Annotated in this window: 15 protein-coding genes and 1 pseudogene; 15 read left to right on the forward strand and 1 reads right to left on the reverse strand. The window is 36.4% G+C overall.

What is annotated here, in order from left to right; genetic code table 11:
- The first annotated feature begins 28 nt into the window (after positions 1–28).
- The 12 genes from DOK78_RS04880 (at position 29) to DOK78_RS04935 (ending at position 10,880) form a co-directional block, all read left to right on the forward strand.
- The gene (locus tag DOK78_RS04880) at positions 29–856 is read left to right on the forward strand and encodes an AraC family transcriptional regulator (RefSeq protein ID WP_207942395.1); all 828 of its coding nucleotides are present in this window, start codon (positions 29–31) and stop codon (positions 854–856) included.
- Between the two features lie 85 nt (positions 857–941).
- Positions 942–1,640 carry a DsbA family oxidoreductase gene (locus tag DOK78_RS04885; RefSeq protein ID WP_207942394.1) on the forward strand — a complete coding sequence of 233 codons (699 nt, stop codon included), beginning with the start codon at positions 942–944 and terminating at the stop codon, positions 1,638–1,640.
- 151 nt (positions 1,641–1,791) lie between these two features.
- Positions 1,792–2,865 carry a Gfo/Idh/MocA family protein gene (locus DOK78_RS04890; RefSeq protein ID WP_207942393.1) on the forward strand — a complete coding sequence of 358 codons (1,074 nt, stop codon included), beginning with the start codon at positions 1,792–1,794 and terminating at the stop codon, positions 2,863–2,865.
- A gap of 31 nt (positions 2,866–2,896) precedes the next feature.
- A complete protein-coding gene (locus DOK78_RS04895; protein WP_243430739.1) occupies positions 2,897–3,643 on the forward strand; it encodes a sugar phosphate isomerase/epimerase family protein in 747 nt (248 codons plus the stop codon).
- A complete protein-coding gene (locus tag DOK78_RS04900; RefSeq protein WP_207942391.1) occupies positions 3,643–4,356 on the forward strand; it encodes a ThuA domain-containing protein in 714 nt (237 codons plus the stop codon). Before DOK78_RS04895 ends, DOK78_RS04900 begins: the two co-directional genes overlap by 1 nt.
- A gap of 2 nt (positions 4,357–4,358) precedes the next feature.
- Positions 4,359–5,327, forward strand: coding sequence for a sugar phosphate isomerase/epimerase family protein (locus tag DOK78_RS04905; protein WP_207942390.1), 969 nt, complete (start codon positions 4,359–4,361; stop codon positions 5,325–5,327).
- Positions 5,328–5,341: 14 nt separating this feature from the next.
- A complete protein-coding gene (locus DOK78_RS04910) occupies positions 5,342–6,373 on the forward strand; it encodes a Gfo/Idh/MocA family protein (RefSeq protein WP_207942389.1) in 1,032 nt (343 codons plus the stop codon).
- Positions 6,374–6,544: 171 nt separating this feature from the next.
- Entirely contained in the window at positions 6,545–6,970 is a 426-nt protein-coding gene (locus tag DOK78_RS04915) for a PTS sugar transporter subunit IIA (protein WP_243430737.1), read from the forward strand.
- A 440-nt stretch (positions 6,971–7,410) separates the two neighbouring features.
- Positions 7,411–8,496 (forward strand): 3-phosphoserine/phosphohydroxythreonine transaminase, encoded by a 1,086-nt coding sequence (serC, locus tag DOK78_RS04920; RefSeq protein ID WP_207942387.1) that lies wholly within the window; start codon positions 7,411–7,413, stop codon positions 8,494–8,496.
- Positions 8,497–9,681, forward strand: a complete 1,185-nt coding sequence (locus DOK78_RS04925; RefSeq protein WP_207942386.1) for a phosphoglycerate dehydrogenase — start codon at positions 8,497–8,499, stop codon at positions 9,679–9,681.
- Between the two features lie 109 nt (positions 9,682–9,790).
- Positions 9,791–10,240 carry a DUF3290 domain-containing protein gene (locus DOK78_RS04930; RefSeq protein WP_207942385.1) on the forward strand — a complete coding sequence of 150 codons (450 nt, stop codon included), beginning with the start codon at positions 9,791–9,793 and terminating at the stop codon, positions 10,238–10,240.
- 10 nt (positions 10,241–10,250) lie between these two features.
- On the forward strand, positions 10,251–10,880 hold the full coding sequence (locus DOK78_RS04935; RefSeq protein WP_207942384.1) for a DUF421 domain-containing protein: 630 nt from the start codon (positions 10,251–10,253) through the stop codon (positions 10,878–10,880).
- A gap of 102 nt (positions 10,881–10,982) precedes the next feature.
- Here DOK78_RS04935 and DOK78_RS04940 read toward each other — a convergent pair whose 3' ends face one another.
- Positions 10,983–12,341 (reverse strand): Nramp family divalent metal transporter, encoded by a 1,359-nt coding sequence (locus DOK78_RS04940; protein WP_207942383.1) that lies wholly within the window; start codon positions 12,339–12,341, stop codon positions 10,983–10,985.
- A 151-nt stretch (positions 12,342–12,492) separates the two neighbouring features.
- Here DOK78_RS04940 and DOK78_RS04945 point away from each other — a divergent pair.
- The 3 genes and pseudogenes from DOK78_RS04945 (at position 12,493) to DOK78_RS04955 (ending at position 16,042) form a co-directional block, all read left to right on the forward strand.
- Positions 12,493–12,679 (forward strand): annotated as a pseudogene (locus DOK78_RS04945) (hypothetical protein).
- 60 nt (positions 12,680–12,739) lie between these two features.
- Positions 12,740–14,314 (forward strand): ribosomal protection-like ABC-F family protein, encoded by a 1,575-nt coding sequence (abc-f, locus tag DOK78_RS04950; RefSeq protein WP_207942381.1) that lies wholly within the window; start codon positions 12,740–12,742, stop codon positions 14,312–14,314.
- Between the two features lie 105 nt (positions 14,315–14,419).
- Positions 14,420–16,042, forward strand: a complete 1,623-nt coding sequence (locus DOK78_RS04955; protein ID WP_207942380.1) for a glycoside hydrolase family 13 protein — start codon at positions 14,420–14,422, stop codon at positions 16,040–16,042.
- Positions 16,043–16,160 lie beyond the last annotated feature (118 nt).

The raw sequence follows: 16,160 nt of genomic DNA on the forward strand, positions 1-16,160 counted from the left end.
TTATACTAAGCATAGAGGAGGGGAAAATATGACACAAGACGAAATTATTGAGGAAGATAGGACAAAATTGCGTCCCTTTTTCTCCCATCGATTTCTTTTCCCAACAACAGAACAGTTACCTTATTTAAAAGGTTTTGGATTAGACTATTCGCCTAAAGAGTATTATTGGGATGCCAAAGAACGACAAGACTCTTTCGTCGTTTTTCAATATACATTAAGCGGTACAGGGTATTTAGCAACAAAAAATAAAATTTATGAATTAAATGAACAGACTTTCTTTTTAGCAGAACTGCCGAATCAGTTTACTTATTATCGTGGTGAAGAGGAATGGAGTTTTGTTTATATTGAATTTTCTAAAGAATTTTTGCAGTGGTTATCATTGCCAATACAAATTGGCACCTGCTCAAAAGAACGTGTCGAACAAATGTTGGTACAACTTAATAAATTGGTAATTGAAGAACCATCGTTATATGTAAATTCGCGATGTGCGTATGATTTATTTTTAACTATTAAAGAAGTTTTACTAACAAAAACTGCTATCACAGAGCAAATCAAAGACTATTTAGAGACACATTACAAAGATAGCCTTTCTTTGGATGATTTAGAAGAAACTTTTCAAATTTCCAAATACAAAATTATTCGGGATTTTGAGAAGGAGTATCAGCAAACGCCGATTAATTATTTGAATAACTACCGAATGATACAGTCTTTACGTTATTTGCAAGAAGAGATGACAGTCAAAGAAATTGCTGAAGCAGTGGGTTTTTCTGATTATAATTATTTTTCTCGGGTATTTAAAAAGATTATGGGATTTACTCCCAGTAGGTATCGCAAAGAAATACTAGGGAAATTATAATGTGTGAGCTAGTCTATATGAGCGGTAAAGTTGACTACTAATTTAAAGTAAGCTATTTTGAATAAAAATAGTTGGAGGTGTATCTATGAAAATTGAATTTTTTCATGATGTTATTTGTAGTTTTTGTTTTCCTATGTCTGATAGGATGCGTAGTATTAAAAAAGAGTTGCCAGAACTAACAATTATCCATAAATCATATGCTTTGGGATGGGAACCAGAAGATTTTATCGCTATGTTTGGATCAAGAGAGGCGGTCAAATCAGAAGTATTGACTCACTGGAGTCATGCTAACGAAAATGATGAACGTCATCGTTTTAACATTGAAGGAATGAAGCAAACCTCATTTGATTTTCCTACATCTAAAAATGGGTTACTAGCTGCTAAGGCTGCTGGTATGATTGGAAATCAAGAGGATTACTGGGAAGTTTTTGACAAATTACAAGAGGGATTATTTATTAGAAGCTTAGATATTGAAGAATGTGCGGTCATTGAAACACTAATCAAAGAAACTTCTATTGATTTTGAAAAATGGTTTGTACAATTTAATAATCCAGAAACAGAAGAAGCTGTTCGTCAAGATTTAGCTTTAGCAGCTGCTTATGGACTACAAGGAGTACCTGCGTTAGTGGTGAATGGAAAATATTTAATTAGCGGCGCCCAACCAAAAGAGGTAATTATCCAAACATTAGTATCGTTAATGGAAAAAGAGAGCGCACCATTAGAGGAAATAAATACAAATGCTGAGGCGTGTCACTTTGACAATGATAAATGGACATGTGATTAAGTAAAAATAACTTCTGAAACAGTAATTTGTTTCAGAAGTTATTTTTTAGCGCAAAATTCGGGAATTTTTTGGATGAAATCTGGGAAGAATATGGAATCGTTCTCAGTTATAATAAATTTATCAAATTAAAAACGTTTTCAGGAGGAAAGTAATGACAGTAAAAGTTGGAATTATCGGATGTGGCGGAATCGCTAAAGGAAAACATTTGCCTGCATTAGCAAATGTAGCAGAAGTAGAAATGGTGGCATTTTGCGATATTATTGTTGCACGTGCCAAAGAAGCCAAAGAAAAATATGGTACCGCAGATGCAAAGGTTTATGCAGACTATAAAGAATTACTAGCTGATAACGAGTTGGATGTCGTTCATGTGCTAACACCAAACTCATCACATGCCGAATTATCAATTGCAGCGATGGAAGCTGGTAGTCATGTAATGTGCGAAAAACCAATGGCAAAAACATCAGAAGAAGCTCGCGAAATGATTGCAGCTTCAAAACGTACTGGTAAAAAATTAACAATCGGTTATCAAAATCGTTTCCGTACAGATTCTCAACATCTACACACAGTATGTGAAGAAGGTGAATTAGGAGAAATTTATTCAGCAAAAGCGCATGCGATTCGTCGTCGTGCCGTACCAACTTGGGGTGTATTTTTAGATGAAGAAGCACAAGGTGGCGGACCGTTAATTGATATCGGTACACATGCGTTAGACTTAACGTTATGGATGATGGACAATTACAAACCAAAATATGTGGTAGGGAATACTTATCATAAATTAGCAGAAACAAAAAATGCTGCTAATGCTTGGGGCCCATGGGATCCTGAAAAATTCACTGTAGAAGATTCCGCCTTTGGTTTTGTTGTGATGGAAAATGGTGCTACCATTTATCTAGAAGCCAGCTGGGCATTAAATAGCTTAGATGTTAAAGAAGCAAAAACGACGCTATTTGGAACAAAAGGTGGTGCGGATATGAATGATGGGTTAACAATCAACGGTGAAGCACACGGCTTGTTATTTGATAAAAAAGTGGAACTAGAAACAGGAGGCGTTGATTTTTACGATGGTGCTGGGGAAGACCCTGCAACATTGGAAGCTCAATCATGGATTGATGCTGTTATCAATGATACAGAACCTGTCGTAAAACCAGAGGAAGCTTTGGTCGTAACCGAAATTTTAGAAGCGATTTACAAGTCAGCAGAAACAGGACAACCTGTCTTTTTATAAGCAGAAATGAGCAGAGACTAGGAGGGAAATGATGAAACCAAAAGTTGCTTTACAGCTTTGGAGTATCCAAGAAGACTGCGCAAATGATTTTGTAGGTTCTTTAGAACAAGTCAAAGCGTTTGGTTATGATGGCGTCGAATTTGCTGGTTATTATGACAAAACGGCTACAGAAATTAATGCATTGGTAGCTGAATTGGGATTAGAAATTGCAGGATCTCATGTTCCTTATGAACAATTACGAGATAATTTGGAAGTAACCTTAGACTTTGAACAAGCCATTGGCAATCGTCGCGTAATTGTGCCTTATGCAAGTTTTTCAACTTTAGCAGAATGGAAAGAATTCATTGTGACGATGCAGACTATTTCTCAAGCAGTCACTGCTCGTGGCATGAATGTGTATTATCACAATCATGCTCATGAATTTTTAGAAATTGCAGGGACAGATGTTGTCGATTTGTTAGCTCGTAAAATTGAAAACTTGCAATTAGAAGTAGATTTATATTGGTTAGCACATGCTGACGTCGATGTTGCTGCATGGATTAAAGCCCATAAAACAGCCATTGGTTTATTTCATATGAAAGATAAACAGGCAGTTCTCGAAGAAAGTACCGAATTGGGTGCGGGTGTACTCCCATTAAAAGAGTATGTCGCCTATGCTAAAGAATTGACATTGCCATGGTTAGTGGTCGAGCAAGAAGCTTTCCAAAATTATTCGCCACTAGAAGCTGCACAACTAAATGTGAAAACACTAAAACAACTTATTGAGGAGGTCTATTGATGACCCAAGTAACTGTGTGGAATGAATTTCGCCACGAAAAAACAGATGCAGAAGTCCGTGAAATGTACCCAGAAGGTATTCATGGACAACTAGCAGCGTTTATTAAAGAAGAATTTACTGTTCAGACAGCTACCTTAGATGAACCTGAACATGGGTTAACAGAAGCTGTATTGTCAGAAACAGATGTCCTTGTTTGGTGGGGACACATGGCACATGATGAAGTGTCTGATGAAATCGTCAATCGTGTTCATCAACGTGTTTTAGAAGGAATGGGACTAATCGTGTTACATTCTGGTCACTTTTCTAAAATTTTCAAAAAATTAATGGGGACTTCCTGTGATTTGAAATGGCGTGAAGATGGGCAACATTGCCGTATTTGGAATGTTAATCCGAGTCATCCAATTGTTGAAGGTGTCGGAGAATTTATTGAATTAGAGCAAGAAGAAATGTATGGCGAACACTTTGATATTCCTGCACCGGATGAGTTAGTTTTTGTAAGCTGGTTCCCAGGTGGAGAGGTTTTCCGTAGTGGTTGTACGTATCGCCGAGGAAATGGTAAAATCTTCTATTTCCAACCAGGTCACGAAACGTATCCAAGTTATTACAATGAAAAAGTTCAACGCGTGATTAAAAACGGTATTCGTTGGTGCGCACCAACAGAAAATAATTATCCAACTTATGGTCATTATCAAGCAAGAGAAGGAGCGAAATAAAGATGAAATTAGGTGTATTTACCCCATTATTTAACAATTTAACTTTTGATGAAATGATAGAAAAAGTAGCAGAAAAAGGCTTGCAAACAGTGGAAATCGGTACAGGCGGTTCTCCAGGTAGCGCGCATTTAGATATTGATAAATTATTAGCAAGTAGCGATGAACGAAAAGAATATTTGCATAAATTATCGGATAAAGGCTTAGAGATTTCAGCGTTGAGTGCGCATCATAATCCTATTTCGCCCATTAAAGAAGTAGCGCAAGAAGCCGATGAATTGTTACGTAAAACTATTAAACTAGCGAATTTAATGAACGTTCCAGTGGTGAACGGTTTCTCTGGTGTAGCTGGTGGAAATGCTACAGACACTCAAGTGAACTGGCCGGTCTTACCTTGGCCAACAGAATACAGTGATAGTTATGAATACCAATGGGAACAAAAATTAATTCCTTACTGGAAAGACATCAACACTGTAGCTGAAGCAGCAGGTGTGAAGATTGGGATTGAATTACATGGTGGTTTCTTAGCACATACACCATATACCATGTTGCGTTTACGTGATGCGACTGGTAAAGCAATTGGTTGTAACTTAGACCCAAGTCATTTATGGTGGCAAGGAATTGATCCTGTTGCCGCAGTGAAGATTTTAGGGAATGAACATGCGATTCATCATTTCCATGCGAAAGATACGTATTTAGATCAAGACAATATCAATATGCATGGACTAACAGATATGCAACCTTATGGAAATGTAAAAACGCGTGCATGGACTTTCCGTTCCGTTGGTTGTGGACATGACTTAAAAGTCTGGTCAGACATTATTTCTGCTTTACGAATTCAAGGCTATGACTATGTTTTAAGTATCGAACATGAAGATCCAATCATGTCAATTGATGAAGGCTTAAACCGCGCAATTACGAATTTACGAACAATTATGATTAATGACCAACCAACAGATATGTGGTGGGCGTAAAAGGAGTAAAGACAATGTCAGCAATTAATTTTGTCATTATTGGTTATGGTGGGATGGGTTCTTACCATGCCCATACATTAATGCCAACTGAAAAAGAAAAAATCAATTTATTAGGTGTATACGATGTGTTAGAAGAACGTCGTCAAGCCGCAGCTGAAAAAGGCTTAACTGCTTACGCTAGCTTTGAAGACGTGCTAACAGACGAAAACGTAGAAGCAATTCTAATCGCAACACCTAATGACAGCCACAAAGAATTGGCGATTCGTGGTCTACAAGCAGGGAAAAAAGTTATCTGTGAAAAACCAGTTGCAATGAATGTGGCAGAACTAGATGAAATTTTAGCAGTTGCCAAAGAAACTGGTCAAACCTTTATGGTCCATCAGAATCGTCGTTGGGACCCTGACTTTTTAGTGGTTCGTGACCTTTATCAAAACCAACAAATTGGAGAAGTGTTTCAATTAGAATCACGTGTGCAAGGAGCAAATGGGATTCCAGGTGACTGGCGTCATTTACCTGAGCATGGAGGCGGAATGTTATTGGACTGGGGCGTTCATTTATTGGACCAAATTTTATGGTTAGTAGACAGTCCTGTTAAAAAATTCGTCGTTGATTTTAGCTATGTTTTAGGCGATCAAGTGGACGATGGTTTTATTAGTTATCTAACATTTGAAAATGGCGTAAAAGCATTAATTGAAGTCGGAACTAGTAATTACACAACGTTACCTCGTTGGTATGTTAAAGGATTTGAAGGCACAGCACGAATCGATGATTGGGATCTTTCAGGAGAAATTATTCGTGCAACTCACGATGAGGATGCTTCAGCGCCAAAACCAATTCAAGCAGGAGTAGGTTTGACGAAAACGATGGCCCCTCCTTCAGAAGAAGCAACGGAGCAAGTCGATTTCCCAGAAGCAAAAGCCGAATATCAACCATTTTATGCAAACTTCTATTCTGTTGTACGTGATGGCGCAGAACCAATCGTTAAAAACAATGAAGTTCGTGATGTATTAGAATTGATTGAGCAAATGTTTGCAGCAGCTAAATAAAAGATTGCACAGATGAGAAGTTCTTATCTGTGCTTTTTTTACAACTAATATTCCAAAGTAACGAAAAATATGCTACATTTATGTTAGCGTTTACATTTAAAAAGATGAAGAAGGAGGAAGCTACGATTACGTAAACGTGTAGCGAGAAAAAACATGGTGAAAAAAGAGATAATGTATCAAACAAACTTTCAAACAAAAGAAGAATTATTTCAAGGAGTCACGAAATTTTTAGTAGATAAAGACTGGGCAACGATGGAATTCGAAGCGGCGTTAAGAGAACGAGAAGAACGTTTTCCTACAGGTTTACCAAGTGATCCACCCGTAGCAATACCGCATAGTGATGGAACATATGCCAAAGAAGACGTGATTGTAGGTATTTTAAATGAACAGCCGCTAGAGTTCTATCAAATGGGAACCAATAAAACAACATTGTTAACACCACGCATTATTTTTGTCCTGTTAGTAAGAGATAAAGTGACCCACCTAGACCAACTCCAACGAATTATTGAAAAAGCTAAAAACCATGAGTTTCTAACGCGTTTACAAGCAGCTTCTGATGAAGCACAGTTCAAAGCGATGATCCAAGAAGAATTATAATATTTTGCAAAAACTTTGTTTGGAATAGTAGCATAAAAAATGAGGCAGCTATCTGTTTTAGTCGCTTTTTATGTCGAAATAGACAGTTTTCGTGAAGAGTTGCGCAAAAGATGTAGCCATTCTTATCTATTTAAATATGAATTCAATGCTGAAATCCAAGAATTTCAGATTCTTGATTTGTCTCGTCACAACGAAAGAGAGAGCAATCTCTCTTTTTCTCATTTTATCACCATTTTTAAGTGGGAAATAGGTTGTATTTAGAAATATGTTTGTGAAAAACGATTGTTCTAGACAAAATTATCGTTAAAAAATCGGATATTTAATGAAAATACGAACTTTTTCAGAAAAAATGAAAATAATTTTGGTTAAATCTTTTTAATTTAACGGCTATCTGCTATAATAAAAATCACATCTTATTGTTAGAAGGAGAGAAAAAAAGAATGACTGTTTATAACTTTTCTGCCGGCCCTGCCGTATTACCAAAACCTGTATTAGAAAAAGCACAAGCTGAACTTGTGAATTACCAAGGTAGTGAAATGTCCGTGATGGAAATGAGTCATCGTTCCTCCTTGTTTGATAACATCATTAAAGAGGCAGAAAAACTGTTAAGAGAAATTATGGGTATCCCTGATAATTATAAAGTATTATTCTTACAAGGTGGCGCAAGCTTACAATTTTCAATGATTCCATTAAATTTAGCTGTTGGCAAAAAAGCCTTATACGTAAATACTGGTGCTTGGGCTAAAAAAGCTATTAGTGCAGCAAAAGCAATTGATGGTGTAAAAGTAGAAGTAATTGCATCAAGTGAAGATAAGAATTTTACTTATGTGCCAGAAATCACTAAAGATATGGTGGATCAAGAGGCAGCATATCTTCATATTACTACGAATGAAACCATTGGTGGGATTTCGTATCAAACAATTCCCGATGTGGGCGATGTGCCGATTGTGGCGGATATGTCTTCAAATATTTTAGCCAATGATTATAAAGTAGAAGATTTTGGTTTGATTTATGCTGGTGCTCAAAAAAATATTGGACCATCTGGATTAACCGTCGTAATTATTCGTGAGGATTTATTAAATAAAGAAGCAATCTTTTCACCAATGTTAGATTTTGCTGTTCAAGCAGCTAATGATTCGTTATATAATACACCACCAACATATGCCATTTACATTGCGAAATTAGTCTTTGAATGGATTCAAGAGTTAGGTGGATTATCAGAAATCTTGAAACTTGATCAAGAAAAAGCGGCATTATTATATGATACGATTGAAGCATCTACGTTATTTACCAGCCCCGTAGATCAAAACTATCGCTCATTGACGAATATTCCTTTTGTAACGGGTGACGCTGACTTAGATAAAAAATTCAACCAAGAAGCATTAGCTCAAGGCTTCCAAAACTTGAAAGGTCACCGCTCGGTAGGTGGTATGCGTGCGAGTCTATATAACGCATTTCCAAAAGAAGGCGTTGAAGCGCTAGTTGCTTTTATGAAAAAATTCGAAGATGAGAATGGAGAGAAATAAATGTTTCAGATTAAAACATTCAACGCAATTGCTCAAGAAGGTATGAGTCGTTTCGATGAAGACAATTATCAAGTCAATCAAAGTGAAACTCCAGATGGTATTATTTTACGTAGTCAAAAATTACATGACTACGAATTTCCAGAATCAGTTCTAGGCGTTGCTCGCGCGGGTGCTGGGACGAACAACATTCCTGTAGAAGAATGTACTGAAAAAGGAATCGTGGTGTTTAACACACCAGGAGCCAATGCGAATGCTGTCAAAGAATTAGTGATTGCGAGCTTATTATTAAGTGTTCGTCCAATTATTCAAGGCGCTATTTGGGTTCAAGATTTAACTGGTTCAAACATTGAAGAACAAGTAGAAGCAAATAAAAAACAATTTGCTGGTAACGAACTGGAAGGTAAAAAATTAGGAGTTATTGGTTTGGGTTCAATTGGGGCGATGGTTGCTAATGATGCCTATCGTTTAGGTATGGAAGTAATCGGGTATGACCCACACGTTTCAGTTGATACAGCTTGGAGTATTTCACGTCGTGTGAAACGTGCAACTGAAATTAATGAAATTTTTTCAACATGTGATTTTATTACAGTTCACGTACCATTGCTTGAGCAAACACGTAATTTAATCAGTGACAAAGAATTAGCAATGATGAAACCAACGACCAAATTATTTAACTTTTCTCGTGGTGAAATTGTTGATCCTGAAGCAATTTTAAAAGCTGTTAACGATGGATACCTTGCTGGTTTTACTACTGATTTTGCAGATGAACGTTTATTAAATAATGAAAAAATCTTAGTGTTACCACATTTAGGTGCATCAACTGAAGAAGCAGAAATTAATTGTGCGAAAATGGCAGCCCGTACGTTGAAAAAATTCTTAGAAACTGGAACGATTAAACGTTCAGTGAATTTTCCAACTGTTGAAATGGCGTTCTACTCACCTTATCGCATTACAATCATTAACCGAAACGTTCCAAATATGTTAGGTCAAATTTCTTCAACAATTGCTGCGGCAGAAATTAATATCGATAACATGATTAATCGTGGACGTGGCGATTACGCCTATACTTTGGTAGATATTAATGAAACTGACGAAGATAAATTAGCTAACGTTGTTTCTCTTTTAGAACAAAATTCTGATGTCATTCGTGTTCGTACTATTAAAAACACAGAGACATCTTATTAATGTGAATACTATCTAAAAAACATCTGAATGAATTTTCATTCAGATGTTTTTTGTTTTGAAAAAAGACCAATTCAAGTAAACTAAAGAAAACAATTATGGGGGGAAAAACATGTCAATCAATTTTTATGGTCTCAATTATCTTGAAAACAGGGGGAGTATTAATGATGTGATTAAATATGTTATTATTTTTGGTATTTTAATTTTCTTTGTATTTGTCTTTATTCGTTATTTGCGTTCACGAATTCAAACAAAATATCGTGACTTGAGTTTGATTTTATTTTTAAGTTTATTGTTTGTTTTAGGAACACAATATACGGAATATCAACAAGAAGAAGCGCAAGATGAGAATTCTTCCCAAATGGCAGGTTTCTTACATACGGTGGCGGAGCAATTAAATGTACCTGTTGAGAAAATTTATGTTAATAATTTAACGCTTAGCGATGAAACATTATTTTTAGTCGATGAGAAATATTATGTTTTACATCTAAGTAATGATCGTAATTCATTTCGTTTAGAACCAACATATCTCGCAAATACCAATGTCACGATTGTAGATTAGGAGGAAGAAGATGAGTTTATATAGTCCAATTATTATCAAATTAGCGTTAGGTATTTTATGTTTGATTGTTCAAATCAATATTATGGGAAAAGGGAACTTAGCACCCTCTTCTGCGATGGATCAGGTACAAAATTACGTACTTGGGGGAATTATTGGCGGAGTGATTTACAATGATGCGATTAGTGTATTACAGTTCGTTTTAGTATTAATTGTCTGGACGACCTTGGTTTTAATCGTAAAATTTGCAAAAGAGCATAACCGTTTTGTGAAAAATATTATTGATGGTAAACCTACAACCTTGATTCATAACGGGACAGTTGATATTGCGACGTGCCTCCAACATGGCATTTCAGCGAATGATTTAATGTTTAAGCTACGTAGTAATGGTATTTATGAAGTATCAAAAGTTAAACGTGCTGTCTTAGAGCAAAATGGTCAACTAACGATTATTGAGCAAGGGGATGAAAATATCCGCTATCCAATTATTATGGATGGACAAATTAATGAAGACCTCTTGGATATCGTCAATAAAGATGAAGCATGGCTAATCAATAAAGTCCATGAGTTATCAGGCAAAGAAGTTTCAGCGATTTATTTGGGTGAATATATTTCAGGAGAGATTAAGTTATATGAGTATTAAAAAGAGACAAGTGTAAGTGGGAGGTCTCTTTAACAGTCAACTATCCGAATAAGCTAGAACGATCCACTATTCATTCTAGCTTATTTGGTGTTGTCTTGTTTTTTAGAAAAACTGAGCGCATGTTTCAATAATTAATTCGATGTTTAAAAGAGTCAAAATAATCGTACAGCCCCAACCTAATCCAGCAACCAGTTTATTGTTTTTGAAACGTTTGCCCATGATTTTTTCAGAACTTGTAAAATAAACTAAAGGAATCATAGAAATTGGCAAAGCTAAGCTCAAAAAAACTTGCGAATAAATCAATAAATTATCTAATGCTTGTTCATTTGCTCCAAAATAAATCGTACATACTAAGACAGGGATTACTGAAAGACCACGAGTAATGATTCGGCGAGCCCAAGTGGGAATCTTCATGTTAATAAAACCTTCCATCACGACTTGTCCAGTGAGTGTACCAGTAATCGTTGAATTTTGTCCAGAAGCCAATAATGCTACTGCGAACAGCGTACTTAATACGGGGCTAGCCACTGCACCAGCAATCGAAGAATCTTGCAAGGCATTGTATAAAGCAGAAAAGGTTCCTAATTCATCGCCATGACCAAAAAATAGAGCACTTCCTAGAATTAATAATAAGCAATTGACAAAAAAAGCTGCGGATAATTGAATATTTGAATCCCAAGTTGAAAATCGCAAGGCGTTGGCAATCTGTTCTTCGTCATTACGGTTGTATTTACGTGATTGAGAAATGGAAGAGCCTAAATATAAATTATGAGGCATGACAGTGGCACCAACAATCCCCAATGCCATGGTTAATTCACCATGATGTAAGACTTGTTTTTGGGGAATTAAACCTTTCAACACATCCGGCATGTAGGGTTGAGCAATGATGACTTCATATAGAAATACCACTAAGATAACAAGAATTAAGGTCATTACAATTGCTTCAATTTTTCGAAAACCTAAACGTGTTAAAACTAATAAAAGCAATACATCAAAGATAGTTAATACAACGCCCATTAATAAAGGAATGCCAAATAATAAATTTAAAGCAATGGCGCCACCAATGACTTCAGCAATATCAGTTGCCATAATTGCTAACTCTGTGACAATCCAAAGTACAACGCCTAATTTTCTACCTGTGAATTTTCTAGTGGCTTGGGCTAAATCCATGTGCGTGACGATTCCTAGTTTTGCGGCCATATATTGCAATAACATCGCAATTAAACTGGAAACGAGAATGACCGACATTAATAAATAGCCATACTTAGCTCCACCACCAATGGAAGTAATCCAGTTTCCGGGGTCCATATATCCTACTGCAACGAGCGCGCCAGGACCTGAGAAGGCAACTAAATTTTTCCAAAAATTCCCAGATTGAGGGACCGTGACTGTACCGTTAATTTCTTCTAAGCTCGGACCATTTGCATAGGAGACGAGTTTTTTTGTTTGTTCATTTTCCATCATCAAAACCTCGCTAACTTTTAGGTAACCCTAAATTCGTATCTATCGTACTCCTAATATTTGAAAAAAACAAGTAAAAAATAATCCGATTTGCACTAGAATTATAAATTCGCTATAATAAATAAGAACAACAAAGGAGGGAACGTATTCGATGGTATGCTTGACTAAAATAACAGCGACTGAAAATTATCAACGCTATCATATCAGCTTTAGTCACGCGATTGGTTTTACAATGGCCGTTTACGGGAGCAGTGTGTCCAAAAACAGTCAAAATAAAACAAAAATCAATGACCATTCAGTATGTTTACCCTAATTATCAACGAATTATGGATGAATAAAATAACGACAGGTCATGGATTTTCCATGGCCTTTTTGAGTGGTCTTAAAGGAGCAAGAGTATGTATATTCAAGCAAATAAGATCAGTAAAAATTTTAGTGGGACACCACTATTTGAAAACTTAACACTTCAGATTAATGAAAATGAAAAAATTGGTTTAGTGGGACAAAATGGTACGGGGAAAACGACCTTGTTTCAACTTTTATTAGGAATAGAAGGCATTGAAGAGGGCGTAATCAGCCGTAAAAAAGGGGTGTCAATCGGCTGGGTTCCGCAACAGCTAACGATGAGCGATAGAACAGCGTTTGAGTATATTAGTCACAGTTTTGTTGGATTACATGAATTACAAGCACAACTTCACCATTATGAAGCAAAAATGATGGAAACAACCGCCGATTTGGAACGTATTTTAGCGTATTATGGTCGCTTACAGCAGCAGTTTGAAGAACAAGGCGGTTATCAATTAAATGATCGAATTGTAACAACTCTAAAAGGCTTAGGTTTAGCAGAACAAATCCAGACACCGTTGCATCAACTGAGTGGTGGCGAACGTGTTCGTGTAGAGTTAGCTAAGATTTTAATTCAAGAAAATGATGTGTTACTTTTAGATGAACCAACCAATCATTTGGATTTAGCAGGGATTCAGTGGTTAGAAAATTATCTGAAGACCACGAAATCTTCGTTTATCGTGATTTCTCATGACCGAGCATTTTTGGATGCAGTTACTAAGCGGATCATTGAAATTGAAGACGGTCAGCTGATAAATTATCCAGGTAATTATAGTCGTTATATCGAATTGAAAAATGCTCGAATGGTTGAATTAAGTAAGAATTACGAGTTGCAACAAAAAGAAATTCAGCGAATCAAACGGATGATTCATCGGTATCGTCAATGGGGGAATGAAGGCGATAACGAAGCATTCTTTAAAAAAGCCAAAGAATTAGAACGACGTTTAGAAAAAATGATCTTAGTTAAAGCGCCTGATGTCCCTAAAAAGCGTTTGCGAGCCATTGATCAAGCCTCGCGTTCTGGAAAAGAAGTTATTATCGCGCAGCAAATTGGGAAGATTATGGGTGAAAAATTACTTTTTACAGAAAGTGATTTTGCGATTTATCGTGGTGAACGCGTCGCTATTGTCGGTGAAAATGGTTCTGGTAAAACGACGTTGTTACGTTTAATTATGAATCAAGAAATAGTAGATGAAGGACAAATCAAATATGGCGCTAGTTTGAAATTGGGGTATTTACCACAACAGCTAACTTTTCCCGATACAAATCAGCGTATATTATCGTACACGAAAATGTTTATTGGTGAGGAACAAAAAGCCAGACAGATGTTGGCACAGCACGGCTTTTTTAGGGAAGATGTCACCAAACGTATTGGTGATTTATCTGGTGGTGAGCAGGTGCGTCTGTATTTAATGCGGTTATTACAACAAAAAATCAACTTTTTGATTTTAGATGAGCCAACGAATCACTTAGATATTTATGTTCGTGAAGAGATTGAAGCGTTACTTGCAAGTTTTACTGGAACGATTTTAGCTGTAACACATGATCGCTATTTTCTAAAGAAAAATTTCGAGACACGTTTACAAATTGCTGACGAACAGATTCAAAAATTACCATTGGATGACTGAACGAAATGATTGGTATCGCAAAGGTGCCAATCATTTTTTAGAGAAAATAATTACATTTTAGAAACCGTTTCCGTATAATAAGAGTAAATGGAAGGAGAGGAACAAATGAGCAAATGGTGGCAAGAAGCAATTGGCTATCAAATATATCCAAGAAGCTTTAAAGATACCAATCATGACGGTTTAGGAGATATTAATGGTATCCGTGAAAAATTAAGTTATTTAAAAGAATTAGGGGTAGATTTTATTTGGATTACGCCAATTTATGAATCCCCAAATGTCGATAATGGGTATGATATTTCGGATTATTGTGCCATTTCTGCCGATTTTGGCACGATGGCAGAATTTCAATGCTTGGTCCAAGAAGCCCATGACTTAGACATTAAAATTATTATGGATTTGGTGATTAATCATACATCAAATCAACATTATTGGTTCCAAGAGTCACGAAAAGGTGGCGATAATGATTATCGTGATTTTTATATTTGGCATCCACCGGTTGATGGTAAAGAACCAAATGATTGGCATGCTATTTTTGGTGGTTCGGTTTGGGAATATGATGACCTGCGAGGCGAATATTATTTCCATGCCTTTGCTAAAGAGCAGCCAGACTTGAATTGGGATTCACCAGCAATGCGTCAAAAAATCTTCGAGATGATTGAATGGTGGATTGAACAAGGCATAGATGGATTCCGAATTGATGCAATTTCACATATTAAAAAAGATGACTGGCATCGCCCGTTTGATTTTGCTGATGTGAATGGCAATTATAAAAATATAGAAGGTATCGATGTTTACCTGAAAGAATTAAGTGCGCTATTGAAAAAACATCAAGTGATGTCAGTAGGAGAAGCCAACGGAGTCAAAGCCGAAGAAGCTACCGCTTGGGTCGGAGAACACGGCTATTTTGATATGATTTTTGAGTTTGAACATATTGATTTGTGGCGAACACGCAACGATGAAGGCATCGATTTATTGTCATTTAAAAATGCCTTGATTCGTTGGCAAGAAGCATTAGCTGACGGTCGTGGATGGAATGCGTTATATATGGAAAATCATGATGTTCCTCGCAGTATTTCTGCTTTTGGGAATGATTCACTCGCATATCGTACGCTTTCTGGCAAGGCATTGGCAATGACCTTTATGTTATTGCAAGGAACGCCATTTATTTATCAAGGACAAGAAATTGGGATGATTAATAACCAATTTGAAAGCATTGCGCAAATTGATGCTGTTGATTCTATAAATCTCTATGAAAGTTTAATTGAAACTGGAGCAACAATCGAAGAAGCCATGCAAGTCATTTCAGGAACTACTCGCGATAATGCCCGTACTCCGATGCAATGGGATGCCTCTACTTTTGCAGGTTTCTCGGAAAAAGAACCATGGTTAGCTATTAATGAAAATAAAAACTGGTTGAATGTCGTCGAAGAACAACGGAATTCAGCATCTATTTATCATTTTTACAAGCAATTAATTGCTTTACGTAAGGAAAATCCAACATTTATCAATGGAAAATTCCATTATATTGAACTGAATAGTGCCCATCTTTTCTGTTATGAAAGAAAAGATGACCAAGCGTGCTTTACAATTGTGGTTAATTTAGGGGGAACGGAACAAACGTGCGATTATTTAAGCGCATTACAAAATCAAGAAATTATTTTAGCAAATTATGAGGAGGACGTAACCGATTGTTTACGCCCATATGAAGCCCGGTTGTATAGAAAATAAGACAGAGATGGAAGAGAATTAGTTTTCTTCCATTTTTTCTTATACTCTCTGCAATAGGTGATGGTAGACTGAAATTAAAAAATAGTTGTTCATTTTTCGAGAGAAGATTGCCCGTTTT

This window comes from Enterococcus sp. DIV2402 (genome assembly GCF_017426705.2).
Classification (GTDB): domain Bacteria; phylum Bacillota; class Bacilli; order Lactobacillales; family Enterococcaceae; genus Enterococcus_F; species Enterococcus_F lowellii.

Excerpts from the sequence above, each read along its gene's own strand:
- DOK78_RS04910 (WP_207942389.1), top strand. The coding sequence starts at position 5,342 with ATGTCAGCAATTAATTTTGTCATTATTGGTTATGGTGGGATGGGTTCT.
- DOK78_RS04940 (WP_207942383.1), bottom strand. The coding sequence starts at position 12,341 with ATGGAAAATGAACAAACAAAAAAACTCGTCTCCTATGCAAATGGTCCG.
- DOK78_RS04905 (WP_207942390.1), top strand. The coding sequence starts at position 4,359 with ATGAAATTAGGTGTATTTACCCCATTATTTAACAATTTAACTTTTGAT.
- DOK78_RS04915 (WP_243430737.1), top strand. The coding sequence starts at position 6,545 with ATGTATCAAACAAACTTTCAAACAAAAGAAGAATTATTTCAAGGAGTC.
- DOK78_RS04900 (WP_207942391.1), top strand. The coding sequence starts at position 3,643 with ATGACCCAAGTAACTGTGTGGAATGAATTTCGCCACGAAAAAACAGAT.
- DOK78_RS04925 (WP_207942386.1), top strand. The coding sequence starts at position 8,497 with ATGTTTCAGATTAAAACATTCAACGCAATTGCTCAAGAAGGTATGAGT.
- DOK78_RS04890 (WP_207942393.1), top strand. The coding sequence starts at position 1,792 with ATGACAGTAAAAGTTGGAATTATCGGATGTGGCGGAATCGCTAAAGGA.
- abc-f (WP_207942381.1), top strand. The coding sequence starts at position 12,740 with ATGTATATTCAAGCAAATAAGATCAGTAAAAATTTTAGTGGGACACCA.
- DOK78_RS04930 (WP_207942385.1), top strand. The coding sequence starts at position 9,791 with ATGTCAATCAATTTTTATGGTCTCAATTATCTTGAAAACAGGGGGAGT.
- DOK78_RS04895 (WP_243430739.1), top strand. The coding sequence starts at position 2,897 with ATGAAACCAAAAGTTGCTTTACAGCTTTGGAGTATCCAAGAAGACTGC.
- DOK78_RS04885 (WP_207942394.1), top strand. The coding sequence starts at position 942 with ATGAAAATTGAATTTTTTCATGATGTTATTTGTAGTTTTTGTTTTCCT.
- DOK78_RS04955 (WP_207942380.1), top strand. The coding sequence starts at position 14,420 with ATGAGCAAATGGTGGCAAGAAGCAATTGGCTATCAAATATATCCAAGA.
- DOK78_RS04935 (WP_207942384.1), top strand. The coding sequence starts at position 10,251 with ATGAGTTTATATAGTCCAATTATTATCAAATTAGCGTTAGGTATTTTA.
- DOK78_RS04880 (WP_207942395.1), top strand. The coding sequence starts at position 29 with ATGACACAAGACGAAATTATTGAGGAAGATAGGACAAAATTGCGTCCC.
- serC (WP_207942387.1), top strand. The coding sequence starts at position 7,411 with ATGACTGTTTATAACTTTTCTGCCGGCCCTGCCGTATTACCAAAACCT.